This window comes from Paenibacillus sp. NAIST15-1 (genome assembly GCF_001894745.1).
In the GTDB taxonomy this organism is placed as follows: Bacteria; Bacillota; Bacilli; order Paenibacillales; family Paenibacillaceae; genus Paenibacillus_B; species Paenibacillus_B suaedae.
Genome location: NZ_BBYF01000005.1, coordinates 328,689 through 354,884, shown reverse-complemented (window position 1 = coordinate 354,884; position 26,196 = coordinate 328,689). Strand labels below are relative to the sequence as shown.

The 26,196-nt window shown below is 46.3% G+C and carries 22 protein-coding genes; 20 read left to right on the top strand and 2 right to left on the bottom strand.

All coding sequences use genetic code 11. The features are described 5' to 3' along the window. The first annotated feature begins 20 nt into the window (after positions 1 to 20). The 9 genes from PBN151_RS14640 to PBN151_RS14600 all read left to right on the top strand — a co-directional run bounded on the left by PBN151_RS14640 (position 21) and on the right by PBN151_RS14600 (position 11,117). Positions 21 to 1,004 carry a DUF4179 domain-containing protein gene (locus PBN151_RS14640; protein ID WP_072729560.1) on the top strand — a complete coding sequence of 328 codons (984 nt, stop codon included), beginning with the start codon at positions 21 to 23 and terminating at the stop codon, positions 1,002 to 1,004. Between the two features lie 259 nt (positions 1,005 to 1,263). Beyond that, positions 1,264 to 1,860, top strand: a complete 597-nt coding sequence (locus tag PBN151_RS14635) for an RNA polymerase sigma factor (RefSeq protein ID WP_072729559.1) — start codon at positions 1,264 to 1,266, stop codon at positions 1,858 to 1,860. Further along, positions 1,829 to 3,049, top strand: a complete 1,221-nt coding sequence (locus PBN151_RS14630) for a DUF4179 domain-containing protein (protein WP_072729558.1) — start codon at positions 1,829 to 1,831, stop codon at positions 3,047 to 3,049. The genes PBN151_RS14635 and PBN151_RS14630 overlap by 32 nt, the downstream gene beginning before the upstream one ends. 290 nt (positions 3,050 to 3,339) lie before the next feature. Then, on the top strand, positions 3,340 to 5,181 hold the full coding sequence (locus PBN151_RS14625) for a fibronectin type III domain-containing protein (RefSeq protein WP_072729557.1): 1,842 nt from the start codon (positions 3,340 to 3,342) through the stop codon (positions 5,179 to 5,181). A gap of 167 nt (positions 5,182 to 5,348) precedes the next feature. After that, a complete protein-coding gene (locus PBN151_RS14620; RefSeq protein ID WP_072729556.1) occupies positions 5,349 to 6,125 on the top strand; it encodes a DeoR/GlpR family DNA-binding transcription regulator in 777 nt (258 codons plus the stop codon). Next, positions 6,118 to 7,326, top strand: a complete 1,209-nt coding sequence (locus PBN151_RS14615; RefSeq protein WP_072729555.1) for an MFS transporter — start codon at positions 6,118 to 6,120, stop codon at positions 7,324 to 7,326. The genes PBN151_RS14620 and PBN151_RS14615 overlap by 8 nt, the downstream gene beginning before the upstream one ends. 219 nt (positions 7,327 to 7,545) lie before the next feature. Further along, positions 7,546 to 8,745, top strand: coding sequence for an FAD/NAD(P)-binding oxidoreductase (locus PBN151_RS14610; protein ID WP_072729554.1), 1,200 nt, complete (start codon positions 7,546 to 7,548; stop codon positions 8,743 to 8,745). Between the two features lie 82 nt (positions 8,746 to 8,827). Continuing rightward, positions 8,828 to 10,282, top strand: coding sequence for an MBL fold metallo-hydrolase (locus PBN151_RS14605; protein ID WP_072729553.1), 1,455 nt, complete (start codon positions 8,828 to 8,830; stop codon positions 10,280 to 10,282). Between the two features lie 187 nt (positions 10,283 to 10,469). After that, entirely contained in the window at positions 10,470 to 11,117 is a 648-nt protein-coding gene (locus PBN151_RS14600; RefSeq protein WP_072729552.1) for an NAD(P)/FAD-dependent oxidoreductase, read from the top strand. A 153-nt stretch (positions 11,118 to 11,270) separates the two neighbouring features. Here the strand turns inward: PBN151_RS14600 and PBN151_RS14595 are convergent, their stop codons facing one another. Next, positions 11,271 to 12,272 (bottom strand): cation diffusion facilitator family transporter, encoded by a 1,002-nt coding sequence (locus tag PBN151_RS14595; RefSeq protein ID WP_021255980.1) that lies wholly within the window; start codon positions 12,270 to 12,272, stop codon positions 11,271 to 11,273. Positions 12,273 to 12,530: 258 nt separating this feature from the next. Between PBN151_RS14595 and PBN151_RS14590 the strand changes: the two genes are divergently transcribed. From PBN151_RS14590 to PBN151_RS14570, 5 genes are all read left to right on the top strand, one after another. Further along, entirely contained in the window at positions 12,531 to 13,592 is a 1,062-nt protein-coding gene (locus tag PBN151_RS14590; protein WP_072729551.1) for a suppressor of fused domain protein, read from the top strand. 42 nt (positions 13,593 to 13,634) lie between these two features. After that, a complete protein-coding gene (locus PBN151_RS14585) occupies positions 13,635 to 14,936 on the top strand; it encodes a WD40 repeat domain-containing protein (RefSeq protein ID WP_072729550.1) in 1,302 nt (433 codons plus the stop codon). 201 nt (positions 14,937 to 15,137) lie between these two features. Continuing rightward, positions 15,138 to 15,716, top strand: a complete 579-nt coding sequence (locus PBN151_RS14580; protein WP_072729638.1) for a DNA-3-methyladenine glycosylase I — start codon at positions 15,138 to 15,140, stop codon at positions 15,714 to 15,716. A gap of 63 nt (positions 15,717 to 15,779) precedes the next feature. Continuing rightward, entirely contained in the window at positions 15,780 to 16,739 is a 960-nt protein-coding gene (locus PBN151_RS14575) for an AAA family ATPase (protein ID WP_072729549.1), read from the top strand. Between the two features lie 14 nt (positions 16,740 to 16,753). Beyond that, the gene (locus PBN151_RS14570; protein ID WP_072729548.1) at positions 16,754 to 17,389 is read left to right on the top strand and encodes an RNA ligase family protein; all 636 of its coding nucleotides are present in this window, start codon (positions 16,754 to 16,756) and stop codon (positions 17,387 to 17,389) included. Between the two features lie 169 nt (positions 17,390 to 17,558). Here PBN151_RS14570 and PBN151_RS14565 read toward each other — a convergent pair whose 3' ends face one another. After that, the gene (locus PBN151_RS14565; protein WP_072729547.1) at positions 17,559 to 18,299 is read right to left on the bottom strand and encodes a MerR family transcriptional regulator; all 741 of its coding nucleotides are present in this window, start codon (positions 18,297 to 18,299) and stop codon (positions 17,559 to 17,561) included. Between the two features lie 102 nt (positions 18,300 to 18,401). On the opposite strand from PBN151_RS14565, the gene PBN151_RS14560 reads away from it, so the two are divergent. The 6 genes from PBN151_RS14560 (at position 18,402) to PBN151_RS14535 (ending at position 26,154) form a co-directional block, all read left to right on the top strand. Next, a complete protein-coding gene (locus PBN151_RS14560) occupies positions 18,402 to 19,088 on the top strand; it encodes a CPBP family intramembrane glutamic endopeptidase (RefSeq protein ID WP_370510423.1) in 687 nt (228 codons plus the stop codon). A 308-nt stretch (positions 19,089 to 19,396) separates the two neighbouring features. Continuing rightward, a complete protein-coding gene (locus tag PBN151_RS14555) occupies positions 19,397 to 19,894 on the top strand; it encodes a MarR family winged helix-turn-helix transcriptional regulator (RefSeq protein ID WP_072729545.1) in 498 nt (165 codons plus the stop codon). After that, entirely contained in the window at positions 19,891 to 21,618 is a 1,728-nt protein-coding gene (locus PBN151_RS14550; RefSeq protein ID WP_072729544.1) for an ABC transporter ATP-binding protein, read from the top strand. Before PBN151_RS14555 ends, PBN151_RS14550 begins: the two co-directional genes overlap by 4 nt. Beyond that, positions 21,615 to 23,486, top strand: a complete 1,872-nt coding sequence (locus PBN151_RS14545; protein WP_072729543.1) for an ABC transporter ATP-binding protein — start codon at positions 21,615 to 21,617, stop codon at positions 23,484 to 23,486. Before PBN151_RS14550 ends, PBN151_RS14545 begins: the two co-directional genes overlap by 4 nt. A gap of 246 nt (positions 23,487 to 23,732) precedes the next feature. Further along, complete coding sequence (locus PBN151_RS14540; RefSeq protein WP_072729542.1) at positions 23,733 to 24,119, top strand: BlaI/MecI/CopY family transcriptional regulator; 387 nt, start codon at positions 23,733 to 23,735, stop codon at positions 24,117 to 24,119. Further along, positions 24,112 to 26,154: a M56 family metallopeptidase gene (locus PBN151_RS14535; RefSeq protein WP_072729541.1), complete on the top strand. Its 2,043-nt coding sequence runs from the start codon at positions 24,112 to 24,114 to the stop codon at positions 26,152 to 26,154. The genes PBN151_RS14540 and PBN151_RS14535 overlap by 8 nt, the downstream gene beginning before the upstream one ends. Positions 26,155 to 26,196 lie beyond the last annotated feature (42 nt).

Genomic DNA, 26,196 nt, shown 5'->3' with positions numbered 1-26,196 from the left:
AGAAGGGATGATAGTTACAAATGAAGTCAATCAAAAAAACGGCAATCGCAATATCTGTGGCAGCACTGCTTGGAACGGGGGCACTCGGTTCGAATTTGCCCGCAGCAGCAGCGCCGAAACTAGACGGCATCAATGAAAAGACGGCTATCGAGCAGGGTTACCTGTACAAGCCTAATTTGAGTGTGAAGCATGACGGGATTACCTTGAAGCTGGAAGAAGTGAAGTACGACGGTTCTACATTATCCATCTTAGTCAAGCGAGAAGGAGCAAATCTGGACGGTACGGTATCCCCATATTTCAGCATGGAGGATCTAAAAGAAAATCCGAACAATGAATTTATCAAAAAAAATGCCGTCCCTGAGCAGGATCAGCTAAAGGGTTACATTAAGCTAAGCCCGAAGGTATTAGTTGATGGAGAGCCGATAAAATTGAACAGTGCCAGTTTCTCTGGTCCTCAGAATAATTTTTATTATGTCGCAAAAGGAGTCAAAGCGCCCGAGAAATTCGAGCTTACCATTAGGGCTGAAGTTACAAAAGTTAGTGAACCATTTGAGCTCAAGGTTCCGATCGAGTTGAAAAGCAAACCGCTCGTTATCAAGCCAGAAGCATCCAAAACGTCTGGGAAATTCAGCTATACCGTCAAGCAACTCGAACTGACGCCATTCTCGACCCGACTCATTCTAGACAGTCAAGGTTCAGTGCCTGCTTCTGCCGAGCAATCTGGGAAATACCATGCAAGCAAGGTCTACTATGAGCTTATGGATAACAAAGGGAAGGAAATAAATCAAGAAACGATCGGATTCTTTAATAAAAAACCGGAAACCAAATACCATGTTGATCAATTCTACTATCCGATTGACGACAAGACGACATCTATCACGATCAAGCCGTATACATACACGGTAAACAGCAAGGATTGGAGCATCCTCGGAGCAAAAAAGGGCAGTGAAGGAAAGAGAACCTATCTGAAGGATTTGCAAGTCACGATACCGATCAATCGATAATAAATAAAACACAAGGGGGGTTGCTCCAGAACCATGTTAGCATGGCTGGAACTGCCCTTTTTCCATGTGGTAACAAGTCGTCTGAGGCGCTTATTGTGCACATCTACGAATTTGTATCTACTATGTACAGTTATATTATGCTAACATGAAACGGTCGCTTATTTTACAGTGCATAGAATAAAAAATTCATTGAACGTGTCACAAAATAAACGGTTCAGATTGTTATATATAATAAGACAACAAGAAAGGAGTTGAGCACTTGCAATCTACCAGCCCCGGGGAGTCAGTAGTGCAGTCCGTTAATGTTGAAGAAATCGTAACGCGAGTACAAGCTGGTGATAAACAAGCTTACCGAACGATCCTACACAATTTCGAACGCCAAATGTATACATACTGCTACTATATTTTAAAAAATCATGCGGAAACGGAAGATGCTGTTCAAGAAATATTTATCCGTGCCTATGAAAATTTACATCAATATAATAGACAAGTTTCTTTTTCTGCATGGTTATATAAAGTTGCCTATCATCATCTGATTAATTTGAAGAAGAAGAAGAGCCGTTGGCTTAATCTGATTAAGCAGGTGGAGAAGGAGACAGAACAACAAGAGATTGCCTTTTCCCAGCATGAAACGATAGTAAGCGATCTCCTAACCTATCTCACTGCAGAAGAGAGGCATATTTTGCTCTTGAAGGCTGTGGAGCAATATACATTTGAAGAGATTAGTGAAATTATGGGCCTGAAATCAGCAACGCTGCGCAAGAAGTATGAAAGATTACGTGCAAAATTAATGGATCGAATTAGTGAAAAAGGAGAGAAGGCCCATGGGACATATGCAGCGCACGGAATACGCTGAGATGGACGGGATCGAACAAATGATTCGTCAATCCTCACCGCCTCCCATTCGACCCGATAAAATCATGGATCGAATCGAACAAATGGAGTGGACAAGCGCATCTCTATTCAATCGTAAGCCGAGTATACTAAAAAGAACCTTATTCGCTGCTTCTGCCGCAGTCATTCTCGGAGTAGGAATGGTCGGAGTTGGATATGTATCCCCAACGATGGCGGAAGCTTTGAAGAAAGTGCCGGTAATCGGACTGCTATTCTATGAGGCGAGCGAAGACGCGGTTCAGAAGGCGATTGAGCGCGGGATTATATCAACGCCAAACGTTAGCGTTACGCATGATGGAATTACGTTAAAGGTAACTGAAGTATTATTTGACGGGACTCGCTTGTCATTCCGTATCGAACGTGAGGGCAAAGATTTGCCTCAGTATCTGGCTTCTCCATATGTAGAAGGCTTTTCGAATGAGGAAAGAGTTGCGCTCTATAATAAATTCTACGAGACAAACAAAAGTATGGCGGAATCCTTCGGCACTCCTGATGAGAAACAGGAGAGAGGGTATATTCGAAGCCCAGAAGTTCTAATCAACGGTGAGCCTATCAAATCCTCTGGCCAACTCAGCAGCTATATGATGGATGATAAGCCGATGTATATGCTGGAATTTAGACATGTCGCAACCTTACCGGATGAATTTGAACTGACTGTGCGGACAAAAGTGACACAGGTTAAGGAAACGTATGAATTAAAAATTCCTGTGAAGGTTGAGAACAGAGCCATGATTTTGAAACCGAATGCAACCAAGTCCGACGGCAAGTTCTCGTATACCGTTAAGCAGCTTGATATCTCACCTGTATCCACTCGTATCGTACTGGACAGCAAGGGTCCAGTTCCGGCCTCTGCGGAACAAACGGGGGATTATCATGCAAGTAGAATGTACTATGAGATTGTGGATGATCAGGGACGTGTACTAAGACCATCCAAACTTATCTATACACCTGTTCTGCCAACAACCGAGTATCACCTCAACGATTGGTATGCGCCAGCAGGGATGAAATCGAAATCGATCACAATCAAGCCTTACAACTATACAATTAGCAACAAGAACTTTGAAATGAAACGAACCAATAAGAACGATTTTGGAGATCGAACATACTGGAAAAACCTTGAGATGACGATCGAAATTCCGCAATTCAAATAATAAATAGTCAGGGCCGACTCTGCGAACCATGAAATCATGGGGAAGAAGTTGGCCCTGTCTCATTTTTATATAGAGAGGTATTTCTCCCTACTTTATTGCAATTTATCCCTTATGATCCGTCCTTCTTTTCTAGATAATGATGGTGTAAGGCTGAGCCGCATGGAACATCAGTGCAGATGCTCATGGAGGTGTTGTCTCATATGTCTGGTGATGAAATAGGAGGGATAACCAAATCTGTTATCAACATTTTGCAAGCGCTATCATTATGGATTAAAGGAGGATGATTACGTATGTTACGTACAGGGAATACATCCCGCCGCAAATGGATGGTTGTCTTACATGCAGCTCTAGCATTGATGCTCCTGCAAGGTCTGGTACTCTGGGCGCCGCAAGCTCAAGCTGCCGTATCCAGCAAGACGATTGTAGGCTACTGGCACAACTTCGATAATGGTTCCGGGTTCATCAAGCTCCGTGACGTATCTCCTAAGTTCGATGTCATTAACGTCTCCTTCGCAGAGCCAACCTCTGGTGTCACGAATGGTACTATCGGCTTCACGCCTTACAATTATACGGATACCGACTTCAAGTCTGATGTCGCTTACTTACAGAGCCAAGGCAAGAAAGTCATCATCTCCATCGGGGGACAGAACGGGCAGGTGCAACTGCCGAACGCTGGAGCCCGAGATAATTTCGTCAATTCAGTCATTGCGATCATTGAGAAATACGGCTTCAACGGACTTGATGTGGACTTCGAAGGACACTCCCTCTATCTGAACGCTGGCGACAGTGACTTCAAAAATCCCACCACTCCAGTTATCGTCAACCTCATTGCAGCACTCCGTACGATTAATAACCACTTTGGAACCGATAACTTCTACCTGACCATGGCTCCTGAAACCTTCTTCGTTCAATTAGGCTATACCTTCTATGGGGGCAGCTGTATTAGCTGCGACAACCGCGCAGGCGCTTATTTGCCCGTCATCCATGCAACCCGCGATATTCTGGATTGGCTACAAGTGCAGAACTACAACTCAGGCCCGATTACAGGACTGGATGATCAGTATCACACGATGGGGAATGCTGACTTCCATGTGGCAATGGCCGACATGCTCTTGACCGGATTCCCTGTTGCCAAAAATCCAAACAACTTCTTCCCGGCACTGCGTCAGGATCAAGTTATGCTCGGATTGCCTGCAAATACGAATGCGGGGGGCGGGTTCACTACGGTTGCAGAAGTGCATAAAGCACTTGATGCGCTCATGAAAGGCGTACAGTTGTCCAGCTACAAGACACGAGGCAGTTCGACTGGATATCCGAACTTCCGTGGGTTGATGACATGGTCAGTGAACTGGGATAAATTCAATAACTTTGAATTCTCAAACAGTCATCGTGCTTATCTGGATGCATTAACTCCGCCTATTCCCGATACGGAACCTCCTTCCGTACCAACAAACGTAATCGTTACAGCTAAGACATCCACCAGTGTCAGTCTCAGCTGGACGGCCTCCACAGATAATGTTGGGGTGACCGGATATACCGTCTCCTATGGGACTCAATCTGTGAGCGTTTCGAATCCGAATGCTGTCATCTCGGGATTGACGCCAGATACGAATTATACCTTCACGATTTCTGCGAAGGATGCGAAGGGGAACCAATCCGCTGCAAGCGCACCGCTAACGGTGAAGACAGCTCCAACGGGATCAGGTGGAGATACAACACCTCCTACCTCCCCAGGTAATTTACAGGTAACAGGCAAATCTGCAACTTCAGTAACACTCAGCTGGTCGGCTTCTACGGATAACGTCGGCGTAACTGGCTATACCGTGTCTTATGGGACAAATGCAGTCAATGTGACAGCTACGTCCGCTTCTATTACGGGATTAACGCCAAATACAAACTACGTATTTACCGTAACTGCTAAGGATGCAGCCGGGAATGTTTCCACTGGAACTAGTGTTCAAGTAACGACAGATGTACAAGGCGGAGCTCAGCCATGGGCTCCAAATGTCAGCTATAAGGCAAACGACGAAGTCACTTATGGCGGAAAGACTTATGTATGTCGGCAAGCTCATACTTCATTGCTAGGTTGGGAACCGTCTAACGTTCCAGCTCTGTGGCAGCTCAAATCCTAATAGAACGGAAGTAGGGGAGTTCTGAATCGATCAGAACTCCTTTTTTCATGTAGGTAAACTGTGTCGCTTCTCCTATTGACACTTCCCATTTATGGCTTATAATCATGATTAATACTTAGATTTACTTAATAACACTTAACTTTACTTAACAGAACAGGGGAGAATCCATGTTTCAAGAGGAACGCTTGGCAGCTATATTAGAGCACCTGAAGAGAAACAAGCGCATTGAAGTGGAAGAAGTATGCGACCTGCTGTCTATATCACGAGATACAGCACGTAGGGACATTATCAAGCTTGAGGAACAAGGCTCTATCATTCGAACACGGGGCGGAGCAGTCCTGCCTACCATTTCGAAGGAGATGCCCAATTACGGCCAACGGTTGCAGAAGGAGACGACGTCCAAGCAGATGATCGGTCAGGTTGCCGCTACTCTCCTTCACGACGAAGATTATTTATACATGGACTCATCCACGACGGTACGATTCGTGGGAGAACATATGAAGACCAAGGGTAATGTCATCGTTACGAATTCCATCGACATGGCCGGTATGTTGGCGGAGAGAAATGAAGCTCGCATTCAGCTGCTTGGCGGCCTATTGGACAATAATCAACGGATGATTTATGGATCGCGGGCAATTGAGATGCTGGGCGACTATCACTTCGACAAGGCCTTCATCGGCACTTGTGGATTGTCTATGAATGGACTGACGACCGACTTTGAAGAAGAGACATATCTCATCCGTCAGGTGATTCGCAGTGCAGACCAAGTCATTGTCCTTGCTGACCACTCCAAATTCGGCAAGACGATGTTCCATCGTGTAGCGGGCTTAGAAGATATAGATTTTATCGTCACAGATCGTGAGCCAGATGCGGAGTGGCAGCGTTATGTAAATGAAATAGGCGTCGAGATCATCATTGCTGACAGAGAGGTGCACCATGATTAACAGACTGATTTGGATGGGTTGTCTATCATACATTGTAACTGGGGTAACACTTGTCATTATGGGCGCAGTTCTCCCTGAGCTGCTTCTGAACTATGGCTTGAATTATACAGACGGGGGAATACTCGTCTTCGTTCAATTCGTCGGCATGCTGCTCGGCGTTCTCAGTATGCCTGCTATTTCTCGAAGGTTCAGTCGGAAACGAGGAGTTATAATCGGATTGCTGATGATTAGCGCCGAGCTGCTGCTGTTTCTCCTCCCGCCATGGCCAGTCGTTATTTTGATAGCTGGATTTGCGGGAGCAGGAGCGGGGCTTGTGGAGTCAGGGATCGGTACCATTATTCTTATCGCTGTCAAAGAGAAGCAAGCCATCGCGATGAGCAAGCTGGAGGTTACTTTCGGCCTCGGCGCCCTGACGATACCATTCGTGGCAAGCTTCCTAATTGCACGCGGCATATGGACATACTCCTTCCTGCTGCTCGGTGTGAGCGCACTCTTTACAGCAATCGCTTGGCAGCGAATGTCATTTGGCCATGTCGATGCCATGTTGACGCGCACAGTAGGTAAGGGCTCCGAAGCCAAGCGTGAATCTTACTCAGGGAAGTCCATTCCTTTCCTTGTCCTATGCGCCTTCTTCTTCATGCTTTATGGAGGAAGCGAAGTGTCTGTTGTGCACTTCTTCCCATCCCTGTTTATCGAGAGATGGGGCGTCGCAACCTCTGATGCAACATTGACGGTTACGGTATATTGGACGGCGATGGTTATCGGCCGTGCGCTATGCGGTGTACTTGCCGAGAAGATAACGTACTATCGATTTTTATGGATCACGACAGTGCTCAGTGTCCTTGTATTGCTCACTCTGCCTTTCATCTCACAGGCATGGGGAGGATACGTCATTAGTTTTCTCCTCGGGCTTGGAATGGCAGGCATGTTCGCGATCATGCTGATTTATGCAAACAGTGCGCTTCCCGGCATGACTGAGCGGACAACGAGTATTTTGCTGGCGGCAAATGGACTAGGTGGTTCGCTTCTGCCAATTGCAGTCGGTAGAATGATGGACATATGGCCGGTTCAAGCCGTCATGTGGCTTTTCTTCGGGGTGATGGTAACGATGCTGCTGCTCGTATTCGGATCAAAGCGCCTGAATTTGTTCTTGTCGACGAGCAAACAGACGAGCCAAATCCATACTTCAGAAGCGAAATAATATAATGAAAAGCAATTCCTGCCTCGCAACATGGAAGCGGAATTGCTTTTTTGTTATGCAATCATAGAATGAGGATTCCAGCCATATATTTTGACCATCGGTACATTAAGTGGATTCACTATCCCACAATAACTCCTTTGGAAATGAGGGCAAGCAAGAATGCGCGAAAATACCCATGTGCACCAGCTAGCAGCACTTGTAAGCAGGGGAGGACATTGAATGCCAAAAAAGCTTCACTATACCATTGCCATTGTCGGGGCAGGCAGCGCCGGATTGTCGGTCGCGGCCCGCTTGCTACGCGAATCGAAAGCGCTTCACGGCTCAGTCGTGCTGCTTGATCCGCAAACCAAACATTATTATCAGCCCTTGTGGACGCTTGTCGGCGGAGGCGTCGTCAGCAAGGAGACGACCGAACGCAGCCAGCAATCACTGATCCCGAAGGGAGCCGACTGGATTCAGGAGGCGGTCGAGGAATTCAATCCGGAGGTCAACCGATTCGTTACCAAGGCGGGCACCGTCATCCAGTACGAGATCCTCGTCGTAGCGGCGGGAATTCAGGTGGACTGGGAGCGGATCAAGGGACTGAAGGAGTGTATCGGACGGGATGGGGTGTGCAGCAACTATGATTATCGATACGTCGATAGCACGTGGAAGTCCATTCGCCAGTTCCGTGGCGGCAATGCGATCTTCACGCAGCCGAACTCGCCAATCAAATGCGGGGGAGCGCCTCAGAAAATTATGTATTTAGCCGACGATGCATTCCGGCAAGCAGGGATCAGAAATAAGACGAACATTATCTTCGCTTCGGGAAATGCGTCAATCTTTGCCGTTCCGAAATATGCTGCGGCACTTAATCGGGTGATCGAACGAAAAGACATTGCGACCAAATACCAGCTTGATCTGATCTCGATTGATTCGGTGAGGAAGGAAGCCGTGTTCGAGCACGTGGTTACGAAGGATCGGGAGACACTCCGATATGACATGATTCATGTCGTGCCGCCCATGTCGTCTCCCGACTTCATTCGAAATAGCCCGCTTGCAGGAGCCGCAGGATGGGCCGAAGTCGACAAACATACGCTGCAGCATGTCCGGTTCAAGAACGTGTTCGCGCTCGGAGATTGCAGCAATCTCCCGACTTCCAAGACGGGAGCAGCCATCCGCAAGCAGGCTCCCGTCGCCGTACAAAATATCATCAGCTTGCTGGCTGGACAACCGCTTGCCGCACGTTATGACGGCTATACATCATGTCCGCTCGTTACCGGCTATAATCGGCTTATTCTGGCGGAGTTCGATTATGATCTGACCCCGCAGGAAACATTCCCGTTTGATCAGTCGAAGGAACGGTACAGCATGTATATGCTGAAAAAAAATCTGCTGCCTAAAATGTACTGGCACGGGATGCTGAAGGGCCGAATGTAAGAGAAGTCTACGAAAAATTCATAATGTTAAGTTAATCAAGTGCCCGTGGTTGTTTTATTTAGAAAGGGGAGAGTATTACCTAATGCTGCTGCGTTATTTTTATGATGACAAGTTAGCTCACGCTTCCTACCTGGTCGGCTGCCAAGCTACGGGGGAAGCGATCGTGATCGATCCGGCTCGCGATGTAACGCCATATATCACAACGGCTAAATCCGAAGGCTTGAACATCATCGCTGCTGCCGAAACCCATATACACGCTGATTTCGTGTCTGGAATGCGCGAATTCGGAGTGGAGCAAGAAGCAACACTTTACTTATCGGGCGAAGGCGGCCCGGATTGGATATATTCGTATGTGAGTGATGAGAGCGGGAACGAGGTCAATCATCGCCTTGTGAAGGATGGAGACCGATTCCACATCGGCAATCTCGAATTCGAAGTGCTTCATACCCCTGGCCATACGCCTGAGAGCATTTCGTTCCTGCTAACGGATCGGGGCGGAGGGGCCGATTCTCCGATCGGCATTTTTACGGGCGACTTCGTGTTCGTCGGTGATGTGGGACGCCCTGATCTGCTGGAGAAGGCAGTAGGGCTGGCAGGCACGGCAGAGGAGGGAGCAAGGCAAATGTTCCGCTCCTTACAGCGCTTCAAGGAGCTTCCCGAATACGTGCAGGTGTGGCCTGCCCATGGTGCGGGAAGCGCATGCGGCAAGGCGCTGGGCGCAGTTCCTTCATCGACGGTAGGCTATGAGAAGCGCTTCAATTGGGCCCTGTCCTTCACGAACGAAAATGAGTTCGTTAACTCATTACTGGCGGGGCAACCCGAACCGCCAACTTATTTTCCGAGAATGAAGCACGTGAATCGGGTAGGGCCTACATTACTTGGCCAGCTTTTTGTTCCAGAGCAAATCGAAGGGAGTGTGGAAGAAGTCGCGAGTTTCGTGCAAGCAGGAGCAATCGTCGTGGATACTCGCCCATGTGCTGCATTTGGTGCCGCGCATGTAAAGGGAACGATTAATGTGCCATACAATCGTTCCTTTACTTCATGGGCCGGATGGCTCCTGAATGACGAGCATCCGCTGTATGTGATGGGGGAAGAGGAACAATTGCCTCACATTGCCCGAGATTTGCGATCCATTGGCATCGATCGAATTGAAGGTCTGATCGAAGCGACGAAGATGTGGGTGGATAGCGCCCTCCGTTCATCTTCCAAAGAATTGCTGGAATCTTATCCTGACGTTACTCCTGCGAGCATCGCAGACCAGGTAGTTGGCGGCGAGGTCGTAGTTGTGGATGTGCGCTCAAGTGCAGAATGGGAGGAAGGCCACATTCAACATGCCAAACATATACTGCTTGGCAAGCTGCCGGAACGTGTTCGTGAGGTGCCGACTGAAATGCCCGTGCTCGTCCAATGCCGAACCGGAATGCGTTCCGCCATTGCGGTCAGCATTCTTCAGGCACATGGCGTTACGAATGTCTTCAACCTGCAGGGCGGCATTGTCAGGTGGCAAGAAGAGGGATTGCCTATTGTAACGCGATAGATGGCAAGATCTTGGCCCATACATTTCAAGGAATACCATAAAATAATGAGTAAAAAGCGGGCAAAGCATGCTCGCTTTTTTTATTGGCTGTACAGGGAGTAATCCATTGACTATATACTATAGGGGGGTATACTATAAAAGTAACAAAACACGAACATACGCCCTAAGTATATAGAGGAGGGATCGGATGACGCATCTCGCGAAGTTTGCAGTAACTCCGGGTTTTGAAGAAGGAGGAAGTCTTTTTACGCCTAAACAGTTGTCACTGCTTGGTTCTATCGTAGGCAATCAGGCAAAGATCGAGCTGACTACCTTCAAGCAGCTGTATGTCGAAATGGAAGAAGAACGAATGGGTGAGGTACAGCAGCGGTTGAAGGAAGTAGGGTTAGAGATCTACCCAGCGGGCTTCTACACCAAGAGCTTGATTACATGTAATTTCTGCAGAGGAGCAGAAGACACGAATATGGAGCTTGCTAAGCAACTGAATGAAGCGATAGCCGGAATAGAGGTTCCATATCCGATCAGGATAGGCTACTCTGGATGTGCACTCGGAACAGGAGAACCGTTGCTGAAGGATATCGGAATTGTGAAAATGAAGGATGCATTCGATATATACATTGGCGGAGAACCGAAAACAATCAAGCCAACCCTCGGACAATTGGCGATTTCCGGAGTGACAGCGGAGCAGTTAATCCCTTGCGTCACCCGAATGATCGATTTCTTTCAAGCGAATGGCAAGAAGAAGGAGAAATACGCTAAGTTTATTCAACGCATGTCGTTCGAAAAGATCATCGAAGAAGCTGTGCGTACCGAAAGTAAAACTGAATCAAGTTAACCTTGCACGCTAGGGAAGATCTGCATGTATATGATATCGTTTATCGTTCTGATAACCTCTTATTTATAGTTGAATGATGCTTCATGCACTTGTGTATAAAAAAGAGCGGTCGGATCAAGAATCTTCTTGAATCGTACCGCTCTTGTATATGGATTATGAGAATTCGTTCAACGCTTCAGGCGTCCAGTCCGTAACCCCGTTATCCTCTAAAACACCCAAAATAACGTCTGTAATATCTGGATCCGCCATCAGCTTGTCTTGAACGCGGAAAATAATATCATCAGCGTCGGCTAAGGTTAAGCCCTTGCGCAGTTCGATCATCGCATCGACGTGATAATAGCGCCCTTCCTGCGTAATTCGCAAATCATTAATATCCGTAACGTCTGAGTCAGCAAGAATAAGGAAAGCTACCTTCTCCGCAACATCGCGAGGAGCTGCGACCCCGATAAGTCCAACCATATTGTCATACCCGACTCGAAAAGCAACGCCAATCATTAATATCCCGATTAGAAGCGTCGCAATTCCATCCAAAGCCTTAAATGCTGTCAAGGAAGTGACGACAACTGCGCTCATGGCCAATAAGGCACCCGTAACAGCAACAAGGTCTTCATAGAATACTAAGCGAGTGGGCGGTGCAGAACGACTAACATGCTTAAATGAAGCAGGGATAAATGCAATACCTTTTGTTTCAACTCTTGCTTCCTTCGTAATTTCCTTCATCGCTTTGAGCAAAATAGCTCCATCAACAACTAAATTGAATACTAATGCCGCGATATTTATCCAGAACGCCCCACTGCTCGCTTGTACGGGGTGCTGAAGTAAATGCAGGCCCTCACGTATCGTCTCGTAGGCCATAATCGTTACAACAATAACAGCCACCATACAAAAGAGGTTGATGACTCGACCGAATCCAGTAGGGAATTGGCGAGTGGGCTTCTTCTCCGCAAGTATACTGCCGACGAATACAAAGCCTTGATTCACGCTGTCCGCCAGAGAATGCATGGAAGATGCGAACATCGCCCCACTGCCGCTCATTGCAGCACCTGCGCCTTTTGCAGCTGCAATAATGGCATTTCCTATCATTGCAATTGCAGAGGACTTGTTTCCTTTCTTAATAAGCTGTAATACCGTTTCTCGTTCCGATTCGGGATCCATTGCTTCCTCCTAAATGATGAATAAGATAAATGAAATTGTTGCCTAAGCTTACTAATTTTATTACAAGAAGCTTAATGCAATCAATTATTAATACGTTTAAATCAAAAATAGTTTCGAGATTTCATTTTTGCTTCTATCATTGATATAATTACCAGGATAGGAGATTGATAGAATTACGCGACAGAGCGTGGCAGTTATGAACTGCTTATTCGTAATTACTAACTTACATTGATTGAGCCTTAGGGGAGGAAACGATACATGGATCAAGAAGCAAGCACCGCCGGATGGGATGCGATTGATCAAGCAGTCACAGCAATTTATGGCGAGCAGGAGCCTAAGCACTACGGCACGATCATTTCATATGCATTGGGTGGACATGATCCCTTGGATGGAATCAGTGCATTCAAGGCGGATTTTCCATACCCGCATTGGCATTTTGTCACCTATGGTTTTTCAGAACTTTATGATAAAGAATTAGACGATGAAGAATGTAGCGGATACGGGTTTGAACTTACATTCAGAGTGGTTAGGCAGGCTGAGGATGAGGAACCTCCCGCATGGGCGCTTAACCTGTTGCAAAATATGGGGAGATACGTATTCAACTCCGGCAATGTATTTCGATCGGGAGATTATCTGGATGCGAACGGGCCGATATGCTTGGATGCAGATACCCAATTAACAGCGCTCGCCTTCGCTGAAGATCCTGATTTGCGTGCAATCGATACCCCGAATGGCAAGGTAGAGTTCATTCAAATGGTAGGGATTATAAATGATGAGCTTGAAGCGATGCAAACTTGGAATACACTCGGCCTTTTGAATGTATCCCAAACGTACCTGCCTTATTACATTACCGATCTGGAGCGGGAGTCGCTTCTTCGCATGCCAGAAGTGGCCGAAGCTGCTGAGCGAGGAATGCAGAATGATGGTTCAAACACCGGAATCTTATTCGTTCAGCAATTAGGATGGGAATCTGGCAAGAATGGATGGTTAGGCAAGAAGCCGGCTAAACTCCTCATCGGTGCAAAGCAGGCGGACTTAATTGGGAAGCTGCTGCAGGGGCGGATCTTGAAGCGCAAAGAACTTACACTGGTTGGGCCAGAGGTTACAATCGTAATAAAATCGGGCGATCGTACTTCTCACGAAACGACAGAAAATGCGATTCAGTTGTTCGTAGATGATCGCACGGTTGCTGAACTAAGCACGAAGCTGGAGCCGAAGGCGGGCATGATCGAACTTGCGTCTACACAGAGCATCGTCTTTCAGATTGAGATAACAGAAATTAAGGATCAAGAAGGCAACGTCGTCGAGGTTATTGGATAAGGCTGACACGAGAGACATGAATGGGTATGAGGAGGAGTTGTCATGAGCTGGCTAAGAGAAGAAATTGCGATGAAGTGGCGCACAGAAGGAAAGCGGTATGCCTCGGAAATTAATGAATATGTGCGCGTCGGGATGGAAAGCAACTGGGAACAGGCACAACAAGAGCCGGTGGATGATCAGCGTTCGGGCATGGCCGCAGACATCGTTAACATGATACGGGCTGCCAATCAAGCAGGGGACACCGAACGGCTGCGTCAGGAGATTCCGCCAGCATCCTGGCCAATTACACCCGGTTATGAGGAGAAGCAGCAAGCTATTAAACCAATTGTCTGCCTGAATGATGGAACTGTTCTTGTTCGTACTTATGGCGGCAGCATCTATCTCATTCAGCAGGATCAAATTACAGAGCTACCTGACTTCTATCATATTGGATGCTCTTCGGACGGAAACTACTTCGCGCTGAGTAATGAACAAGGAATACGTATAATACGAGGAATCGTTACAAGCTTGGGGAAGGGCGAAGAGATTGCCGCTTGGTCATGGCAAGTTATACAGCAACGTATTAAGGCAATCTTGAATGATTGTGAATCACTTGCCGATTCAGAACATCCGGCTAGCCATATTGAGGAGGCTATCCCATTCGACAATGGCTCACGTCTTCTTCTCGTAACCGATTGCGGCATCTACTTGCTTAGCAAAGACAATGTTGAGCTGCTTCATCCTGAACTGACGGAGATGCAGCAATATGATTACGAGGATACTCACATCGATATGGTACACGGTGCTGTGTCTCCGGATGGACGCTGGCTTGCGTACGGCAGCCAGTGCAGTGAACATCTATTGCGAGATGCAGCAAGTGGGAAGGTGTATACGTTCGAGCCGCAGTCCAGTTATCCGCATTATTCCCTGTTCGCCCAGGACAGTAGCGAAGTGTGGTATAATGCATGCCATTTCTATAATGGGGCAACGATTCAAGTACCGCTTGCAGACTTGGAGCAGCTTGAAGCTGGGGCAGAACAAGAGTGGCCGCTCATGAATGATGAGATGCGTGTATACGCCGCTGCTGCATTGACAGATGGTCATATATTGGGTGATGCCTATGGATATTTGCGCAAAATAGACAGTGAAGGTAATGAGATATGGCGATATTTTGTCGGCAGCACCTTATCCGGTATAATCGTATCACCAGATGAATCACGATTAGCGGTAGGCACATACGGAGGAATGCTGCATCTCATTGACTTACAGAGCGGTGTCAAGAGCGAGTACAGCATCGGTACTGCGAATATCATAGAGATTGACCGCTGGATTCTATGGCGGGATGAAGAACCGCTCCGCTGGTAGCTGAAGTAAGGTAGAAATACGGAAGAAGTATGGCATAAAACGCTCTACTGATCGAACCTGCTAACCAGATAAGAATATAATATTGATGATCTGCGCTGTGTGAGTTTCTGAGTTTGTAAGTTGTCAGCAGCACACCATAAAATCATGATGTAAAATCTCTAATTGAAGAAAGATTTATTGAAGAAGGACTGGTATACAACGATGTCTAAACGATGCGCTTGGGTAAAAGAAAATGAGCCTCTATATGTGGACTACCATGACAAAGAGTGGGGCGTTCCCGTATACGACGATCGAAAGTTATTTGAAATGCTGTGCCTGGAAGGTGCGCAGGCGGGGCTCAGTTGGTGGACAATCTTGCAGAAGAGAGAGCATTACCGTGAAGCCTTCGATCAATTCGAGGCAGAAAAAATCGTGCAGTACACGGAAGAGAAACTGGAATCCTTGCTTGATGATGCAGGGATCGTGCGCAACAAATTGAAAATTCACAGTGTCGTTAAAAACGCGCACGCTTTTTTGCGACTCCAGAAAGAGCACGGCTCCTTCTCTACGTACATATGGAGCTTCGTCGATAGCCAACCCATTGTGAACCATTGGGCGACAATCAAGGAGGTTCCCGTTACAACCGATATCAGTGATCGAATGAGCAAACAGCTTAAGAAAGACGGGTTCTCATTCGTAGGCAGCACGATTTGCTATTCATTCATGCAGGCGGTTGGCATGGTGAATGATCATACGCTGGAATGCATCTGCCATCCGTCACATCAAACGATTCGATCTTAGTTTTGGATTGATGTCTGTTTGATGTATGAATAGAGGTATCGATTGAAAGGAGGTGAGAAATCGATGAGTTCCATTCACATGCTGGCCGGCATACCGGGTAGCGGGAAGAGCCATTACGCGAAGGAGTTGTGCAAGCAGCATAGGGCTGTTCATGTAGCAACCGACTCCATACGTCAGAAGCTGTTCGGAGATGAGGCGAAGCAAAAGAATACGTATGTCGTATTTGATGAAGCGTTCTCTCAGATTGAGCAAGCATTGGCTTCTGGGCGCAATGTAGTATTTGACGCAACCAATGTCAGCCGAGAACGAAGATTGAAGTTCTTGAAGCGGTTCAGGGAGGTCCCGGTGGAATGTCATGTGTGCAGCACGCCCTATGATATCGCCATGCAGCGGGCTCAATCTAGGAAGCGTAGGATTGACGAGACCGTTATGTCCAAGTTTGCTAAGCACTTTGAGTTTCCGGTACTAGGCGAAGGCTTTCAACAACTTCATATCGTGCATGCTCCAGCTGATGCTATGCTTTCGCGCTCGGAGCTGGAAGAGCTGCTTGCGGATAATCCGGATCACGACGAATTGTTCAACTATTTGTCCCGCTCTCCGCATTTTCAGGTGATGGTAGGATATGATCAACAAAATCCGCATCATTCGAGAACGTTGTCCGAGCATACCTATGCGGTGCTGGAATATGTACGTGCGTTCTACGAAGGAGATAACATGCTGGCAATGCAGTTCGCTGCACTGTTTCATGATGCAGGCAAGCCATTCTGCAAGGTGTGGAAGGAAAGACGGGGATATTACTCCTATTATGGTCATGAACATGTATCCGCAGCGATCGCCTGCCATGTCCTGAAGCAAATGGGGTACGACGAGGAATTTGTCCTGCAGGTTGTCAATCTAGTCAGCTTCCATATGGAGATCCTGCACGGCGGGGATGCTGGAGCATCTCATATTTATCATTTGTTAGGCGATGAGATGCTGGCTCAATTGTATTTTTTTGCGGAAGCCGACACTTTCGCGAAATAAGGAGGTGAAACGACATGAAAATCAAATATCCGAAAACGATGCACCTTCCCTGGTCCAGAAGCTATACGAATGACGATAAAATCTTGCGGAATACGGATCATTTCATCGGCCGCGAGGTTGTTGTTACAGAAAAAATGGACGGGGAGAATACAACGATGTATAACAATGGCATCCACGCTCGTTCCCTGGACAGCAAGGATCATCCTTCTCGGCACATCGTCAAAATGCAGCATGGCGGCATTCAATACATGATCCCTGAAGGCTATCGATTATGCGGTGAAAATGTATATGCGAAGCATTCGCTATCTTATACGGACTTGCCGAGTTATTTCATGCTGTTCTCGGTATGGAATGGGCAGAACATATGCCTATCTTGGGACGATACCCTCGAATGGGCTGAACAGCTTCAGCTTACTGTTGTTCCGGTGCTGTATCGGGGAATATGGGATGAGGAAGCCGTCAGGAAGTGCTATACGATGCAATCCCGCTGCGGTGGGGAACAGGAGGGCTATGTTGTTCGACTCGCGTCTGCATTTCATTATGATGCATTCAAGGAAAGTGCAGCAAAGTTTGTCCGCCGCAATCATGTACAAACCGATGAACATTGGTTAAGCAAGCCGATCGAACCAAATGGTCTTGTGAGACAATAATCGAATTTTCGCTAATTTACAATACTAGATTATAAGAAAGGAATGGGTATCATGTAATTCATAATAGAAGTACCGATCTATAGAGGATTTATCCTAACAACAAACTAAAAAACCAGCTTCCTCCTTAATCGGCAAGCAAGCTGGTCTGCTATCGAATACCGTATTTATTTTACCCCTGCTTTTTCTTGTTCAGGGCATAGGCCGTGCTTCTTTCTAGAAACTCCAATACCTCATCTGATATCGGAAATAACCCCGTCTCACTGGCAGGACGTTTTCTTACTTCCCAGAACTTCTCGCTTAACTCCTCATCACCCTCAAATGTAATCATCGACAGCTCATGCAGCTCAATTGCAATTTTGCAACCTTCATCCGATTCTGGCGGAATAGACTGTTGAATACACCATTCGATCCGCCGCAGACAGGACACATATTGTTGAGTGATTGGATCGCTATTGCCGAGACTCGGAAGAGTCTGGCGCAATAACTTGCTTTCTTCTTCTCCGAAGTAATCCATCCACTGCTCGGAATTCTCTGGTGCGTTCTGCACAAGACTCGATACCTTCTCCCAAGAGAGATTTCCCTCTATATCAATCATATGTATGAGTGTCGCTGTATTGGAAATGCTCGTCTGCAGCGATGTTAACTGCTTCTGAAGATGATTATAATGGGCAGTTAGGATGTGACGGTAAGACAGCTTGTCTATCAATTGCTGAATATCCTCCAGCGGGAGTGACAATGACTTCATGAGCGTGATCTTCTCAAGCGTAAATAAATCTGCTTCCGAATAATAGCGTCGACCGTTGTCTTCCTTATGACTTGGCGTAAGTAGGCCAATCTGATCATAGTACCGCAATGTTCGTACGGATACATTTCTCATCTTCGATACTTGTCCTGTTGTCCAGCGATTCATGTCAGTCCTCCTGAAAAAAGTGCTTGCAGGTTACGTAACGTCACCTAATATAGTTGGATTATAACATAGAGGATTGAGGGATGAAGATTGAAGACAACAGAGATGTGGAAGAAAAATGATCCTTGGACTTGGCGCCAAATGCTGGCCTTGCTGGCACTGGAATTCGTATTTGTGATTTTTGTGATTAAATATCCACTGCAGCAATTGTACGATGATTGGATGCAGAACACACTATATGCAGGCACGATGACGGGACTTACTATAGCCATAACGCTAATGCTGGGCATATATTTCGTTGCTTTACGGCCACAGAAATTGAGCTGGACAGAGGTTGGAGTAAAGTCATTTTCGGCTAAAGATTGGTGGAGAATCATACTCTGGATACTTGCACTTATTATACTCAGCTTGGCAACCGTTTATCTTACCAGCTTTCTAGGGACTACGGTGGAGAATAGTAAAACAGAGAGCCTAAAACAGCATGTTACGTTATTTACTTTGCTGCTTGGTGTCATATCGGCAGGGATCATTTCGCCAGTATATGAAGAAATCTTCTATCGAGGATTCATCTATCGCTGGCTGCGGACACGTGTTGGAATGGTAGGAGCATTTCTTATAAGCGCGTTGATCTTTACTGCAGCGCACTACCCAACGACAAATGCGATGCCCGTTAATTTCGTTGGCGGAGTCATATTCGCATGGGCGTATGAGCGTACGGGTTCCGTATGGCCTGGAATCCTTGTCCATGGCATAACGAATACGATTGGTGTTCTATTAACGGTGGCAGGCTGATGCTGATTTATCCAATCGAATCCGTACAGGTGATTATTCTGACGAACCTCGTCCATCTTTGGGCGGGGTTTTTCTATGCTTCCTGATAGTGACTACCGACTCTAAGAAGGGGGGAATGGAGTTAATCGTGCTTTACTTGTAAACAGAATGATTGAGAACATGGGAGGATCTGAATTTGACATCATCTATTTTAGAGGTATATAATTCAGTAGTAAAATAATAGGTGACCTAATTATTTGATTGTCTAATAGTTAGCTAATCTAATATAGAGATAAAACGTGTTCTAGAATCTATGAGGTGATGCGGAAATGTTCGATCCAGATACAACGGCGTATAAGCTCGTCCAATCGTTCATGCGATTCAATCGGGCCGAGTGGAATCAACGGATGTCAGCAGGCAAGAAGCGCAGTGAGATGATGATGCTGTTCTGCATCAAGCGCCATGAGCAAGAGGGAGAGCCGGCTATGCGGGTATCCGACATCAGCAAGCATCTGCGGCTCACTTCTCCGACGGTTACTCAGACCTTGAATGTGTTGGAGAAGAAGGGACTTGTGGAGAGGTTTATGGATAAGGAAGACAGGCGTGCCGTTCGAGTACAACTGACCGAAGAGGGATTGAAGACAACAGAAGAAGGTCAGAAACAATTCGAGGAACAGATTAACGGGCTGATTCAGCATCTAGGTGAGGAGGATAGCCTTCATCTCGCGGATTTGTTAAAGAAAGTATACGAATACTATGACATCCGCAGCCAACAACGAGAAAAAGAAAAGACACATGATGATGGAGATGGAGTTGAAGAAGCATGATAAAGTTGTTTCGGTATTTGAAACCATACCGAGTGCCGATCGGCGTCATATTAGCGCTTGTCTTTGTACAATCGCTGTCGGAGCTATATTTGCCGACACTCATGTCTGATATTGTAAACTTCGGGATTTCAAAAGGAGATGTCCCGTACATTTGGAAAATTGGCGGTCTCATGCTAGTGGTAGCAATCGGAGGAACAATCTGTGCGATTGTGAGCAGTTATTTGTCAGCCAAGGTTGCAATGGGGTATGGAAAATTAATGCGCGGCAAGGTATTTAACCACGTACAGCATTTTTCCCTGCAGGAGTTCGACAACATTGGTACTGCTTCGCTTATTACGCGCACAACCAATGACATTACACAAGTACAACAGGTGCTTGTCATGATTCTTCGCATGATGATCAGTGCTCCGATGATGTGTATTGGCGGGATTATTATGGCCGTTAATAAGGATGCCAAGCTAACGTTAGTGCTAGCCGTTGTCATCCCAATCTTGGCGCTTGCAATCTATCTCGTAGCTAGTAAAGGGATTCCCTTGTTCAAGGCGCAGCAGAAGAAGCTGGATAAGCTGAATCAAGTGCTTCGCGAAAGCTTAATTGGTATTCGGGTAATTCGTTCCTTCAATCGCACGGAGCATGAGAAGAACCGTTTCAACGAAGCCAATACAGACCTAACGCAGACAGCGGTAAAGGTAAACCGCATTATGGCATCGCTAATGCCAGTCATTATGCTTGCTTTTAACTTCTCAACTCTTGCGATTATTTGGTTCGGAACGGATCGAATCAATGCTGGCAGCATGCAGGTGGGCGATCTGATGGCATTTATCCAATATGCGGCTCAGATTATGTTCTCTCTTGTTATGGTATCGATCATTTTCGTTATGATACCGCGCGCCTCCGCATCTGCCACACGAATTAACGAGGTGCTTGACATGGAACCAGTCATTCGTGATCAGGATCATGTAAAGAAAGCGGAAGGACTTCGCGGATACATTGAGTTCGATCGCGTGACGTTCAGCTATCCGGGTGCAGAGAATCCAGCATTGTCCAATATCTCATTCAGCGCCCGCCCTGGAGAGACGACTGCCATTATCGGCGGTACAGGTTCCGGTAAATCTACGATGCTGAATCTTATTCCGCGATTCTATGACATTGACAGTGGGCGCATCCTGATTGATGGTGTAGATGCCAGAGAGTTATCTCAGGAGGGCTTGCGGGAGAAGATTGGGTACGTGCCGCAGAAGGCCGTACTATTCTCAGGCACAATTGCAGATAATATTCGCTATGGCAAGCAGGATGCGACCGATGAGGAATTGCAGCATGCAGCAGTAGTTGCGCAAGCTGCTGATTTCATTGCAGCTATGCCGGAAGGATACGATTCAGCTATTTCCCAAGGAGGAACGAACGTATCAGGCGGCCAAAAGCAGCGCTTGTCCATAGCGCGGGCACTTGTGCGCAAGCCTGAGATTTATCTCTTTGATGACAGCTTCTCCGCTCTAGACTTCAAAACAGATGCCATGCTGCGGACAGCATTAAAAGGAGAAACAACTAACGCAACTGTAATTATCGTCGCACAACGTGTAAGTACGGTGAAGGACGCCGATCAGATTATTGTGCTGGAGGAAGGACGAATCGCAGATATTGGCACGCATCAAGAACTGCTGAAATCTAGTGAAGTGTATCGTGAGATTGTATCCTCGCAGCTGTCGGAGGAGGAGATCGCATGAGTGAAAAAAATAAAGCAGCGAATTCCGGCCGTAAGCATGGTGGTGGACCGATGGGGCCAGGGATGATGATGCCGGGCGAGAAGGCCAAGGACTTCAAGGGTACCCTACGCAGACTTCTGGGTTATTTGAAACCGAGCCGAACCAAGCTATTCATCATCTTTTTGATGGCTATACTCAGTACCATATTTTCAATCGTCAGTCCGAAAATTATGGGGAAGGCAACAACCAAACTGTTTGAATTTACAATGGCGAAGTTCAACGGACTCCCAGCTGTCATGGACTTTGACTTTATTAATAATATCCTACTGCTGCTTGTTGGCTTGTACCTGTTCAGTGCGTTTTTCAGTTATATCCAACAATACTTGATGGCAGGTGTAGCGCAAAAAATTGTGTATGACATGCGTCAGCAGGTCAATGATAAGCTGAATCGTCTACCGCTCAAGTACTTTGACGGGCGCACGCATGGCGAGATTCTAAGCAGAGTTACGAACGATGTAGATAACATAAGTACAACGCTGCAACAAAGCTTAACGCAGTTAATTACGTCCATCATCACGATCATTGGAGTCATCGTGATGATGTTGACCATCAGCCCGCTATTAACCCTCATCTGTATGCTGACATTGCCGCTCAGTGCGATCGTCATTAAGATGGTGGCTTCTCGGTCGCAGAAACACTTTATGGGACAGCAAAAGTCACTTGGTGAGCTAAACGGGCATGTGGAAGAAATGTATACGGGGCATAATATTGTCAAAGCGTTCGGCCATGAGGAAAAATCACTCGAAGAATTTAATGAGGTTAATGAACGCTTGTATGAATCGGGTTGGAAGGCACAATTTATTTCCGGCATGATTATGCCGCTTATGAACTTCATCGGCAATATTGGATATGTGCTGATTTGTGTAGTGGGCGGATTGCTCGTGACGAAGAAATCGATCGAGATCGGTGATATTCAAGCATTCATTCAATACGCTCGGCAATTCACACAGCCAATTGCTCAAACAGCCAACATTGCAAACGTCATTCAATCGACGATTGCCTCTGCAGAGCGGGTATTCGAAGTACTCGATGAGGTAGAAGAGGTTCCAGAAGCAGCGAAGCCGGTTGAGATCGCACATCCAGTCGGCCAAGTGGACTTCGAGCATGTGCAATTCGGCTATAAGGAAGATGAACTGCTCATTACAGACATGAATATCCATGTAAATCCAGGACAAATGATTGCGATTGTAGGTCCTACTGGAGCTGGGAAGACAACGCTCATTAACCTGCTGATGCGCTTCTATGAAATTAATGGCGGTGCCATTAAAATCGATGGCGTGGATATAACCGACATGGAACGCAGCAGTCTGCGGTCGATGTTCGGTATGGTGCTTCAAGATACATGGCTCTTCAATGGTACCATTCGTGAAAATATCGCGTATGGCCGAGAAGGAGCGTCGGAAGCGGAGATTGTACGCGCAGCGAAGGCTGCGCACGCCGATCATTTTATCCGTACGCTGCCGAAGGGATATGATACGGTTCTGAATGAAGAAGCCTCCAACATTTCACAAGGTCAGAAGCAGCTCCTTACGATCGCGCGCGCGATTCTTGCGAATCCATCCATTCTTATCTTGGATGAAGCAACGAGCAGTGTCGATACACGCACTGAGGTTCATATCCAGCGCGCAATGAACGAATTAATGAAGGGAAGAACGAGCTTCGTTATCGCTCATCGTTTGTCGACAATACGTAACGCTGACCTGATTCTTGTAATGAACAAAGGTACTGTAATTGAGCAAGGAACCCATGATGATTTGCTCGAACAAAAAGGCTTCTACGCGGATCTATATAATAGTCAATTCGAAGAATCAACACCAGAAGCAATTTAATTTCTATAGCCTGAGTATGTCAGTCCACGATGGGTCAGCATACTCGGGCTTTTTATTTGCAAATGAAACCCGAATATAAGTTTACATAATAAATATTACGTTACTTCATTTAATTACAAGATCTCTATTTTTGAGTAAATTACGCGTTACAGAAACGAATAAAATTTGACAATTTCCGATTACGAGTGTAATCTATACCTCGGGATGTTAATTACATATGTAATCAATAGAAAGAAGGTTGAAGATATGACAGAAATTCCGCGAATCTCGGATGCTGAATGGGAAGTCATGAAGGTATTTTGGGGGACAAACCATAAGCTGTCAGCGAACGATGTAATCGAGAAGCTAAGTGAGAATAGCGACTGGAAGCCAGCTACGATTAAATCGTTAATTAATCGATTGCTCAACAAAAATGCGCTCGGCTATGAACAGGAAGGGAAAACCTATCTATATTATCCTGTAGTCAGTGAAGAAGAGTGCGTCAGGGCAGAGAGCAATTCCTTCTTGCAGCGTCTATATGGAGGCGCCTTGAAGCCGATGTTTGTTAATTTCCTGAAGCAAGAGAAGCTATCCACAGAAGAAGTAGAGGAGCTGAAGAAAATACTCGACGAGGGGCAGCGTAGAGATGAATAACTTATTAACATGGTTAACTATAATTTTTGATTGGGTTGCAAAGACTTCCTTAATGGCATCAATCATTGTTGTCCTTATCTTGCTTGTGAGGGCCGCATTGAAGGATCGTCTCCCGATCAAATGGCAGTACATGCTCTGGTTCGTTCTGCTTGCCAGGATGCTGCTGCCTTGGGTACCTGAAAGCTCGTTCAGCTTATATAATCTATTTTCATTTGCAGATAAACCAATTGCGCTTCCTATCTCGTCAATGGATGATGATATGAACAGATTATCGGCGGAACATGCATCAGGAACAAACGAAACCAGCCATATTTTGGACAATAGCATGTCTGGTGCTGAGCGGTCAGATGTCACGAATAACGATAGTCCTACATTCATTCACTCCGCATTGTCACTTAGCTGGTTACTTGGCGTATTGACAATGACAGCCTATGTGCTTGTATCGAACCGCAAATTTTCGCGCGGGATGATGAGAGAATCCTATGTCGTATCCGATGAAGACAGCTTGCGTGTACTTCAGCAATGTCGCGAGGATTTGAAGATAAAGAGAACACTGCCGCTGCTGATATCGAATGGAGTGAGCAGTCCTACACTGTATGGGGTATTACGACCGAAGATATTGCTGCCCGGCAAGTATTTTGCACAGTTTCGCAATGAAGAACTAAGACATATTCTGCTTCATGAATTTGTTCATTACATACGCAAGGATATTGTGACAAACTGGTTATTCACCATCCTGCTTATCCTGAACTGGTTCAATCCGATTCTATGGTACGCATCCAGTAAAATGAGGGAAGACCAGGAGCTGTCTTGTGACGATCGCGTCATTTCTTGTTTGGAAGAAGATGAGGTCAAACAGTATGGATACACCATTGTCAAGCTGGTGGAAGCGAATATGACAACCGGCTTTCGTCCTGTCAGTGCGACAAGCTTCTCAACCGACAAATCCCTCATTAAAAGGAGAATAAACATGATTGCTTTGTTCAAACGAGGTTCGTATAAATGGACCATTCTCGGAATCGCGATCATTTCCATTTTTGCCTGCATTGCCCTAACGAACGCGGCAGCGGATAAACCAGAGCCGAAGAAATCCGAAATCCTTGAGCTGTATGCAAATGAACCATTATTTAATCAGGTTAATGAAAAAATCCGCACTACGGTTAAGCAAACGGTTAGTGATGTCATGCAGCAGTTGGGCAAGCCGCTTCCGCTCCAAGAGATCATGCCCACAGAAGACACGAAGGATTTGTTCCTTGCATTCAAAAGCTCTCCAAATGACGGCCCCGGTCAGCGTTACATATGGGTAAACGCTGACACCGGCAAGCTATCGAGAGTACAACTAGGGTTGGATCTGACGCCAGAAGCAGCCGGCTCTGAATTGTTGAAGAAGGCTGCGCAAGCGCTGCAAGACAGTGGATACAAAGGGAATCCATATTTTAAAATCAGTCGTACCATTTTCAATGATCCAAACACGAATGAATATACGGTTCAAACGAAATTGATAGATAATCAGAACGATCATCGAGTTGAAGTGCGATTTTCGAATGACACAATCACTACGTCCTATGATGTAGGTCCTGACCAAATTTCGGATGATGAAAATAAAAAAGGTCAATACATGCTTGCTGTACTGCGCGGCAAAAAAGCTGATCAGCTCACCGCTGCATCCAAACTTTTCTCTGACAGCTACAATACCGTGTATTTGTCTTATGGTTCTGACGGCGGTGTCAGCTTCGATCCGAAAACCTATAAGATTCGTCAAATTTATGATTCTTCATTATCTACCTATTCGAGCAATCCTAAAACAAGCGCGAGCCAAAAGCAGAAAAAGCTTGAAATCACGGATGAGCAATTACAAACAGCTGCTTTCCCTCTTGTTGCTGAATTGCTCGGATATAATCTACATGAATATGAAATGCAGAGAAATCCAAAGGCTCCCGGCAGTGCTCAATTTGTCAAAGATGGAGAGCGTATATTTGCGATAGAGTTTAACGAAAACGGTGATATATGGATGATCAACGACTACACGAATTGAAGCAGACATTCATATCCAATTAACGACGACCTCAGACATAGT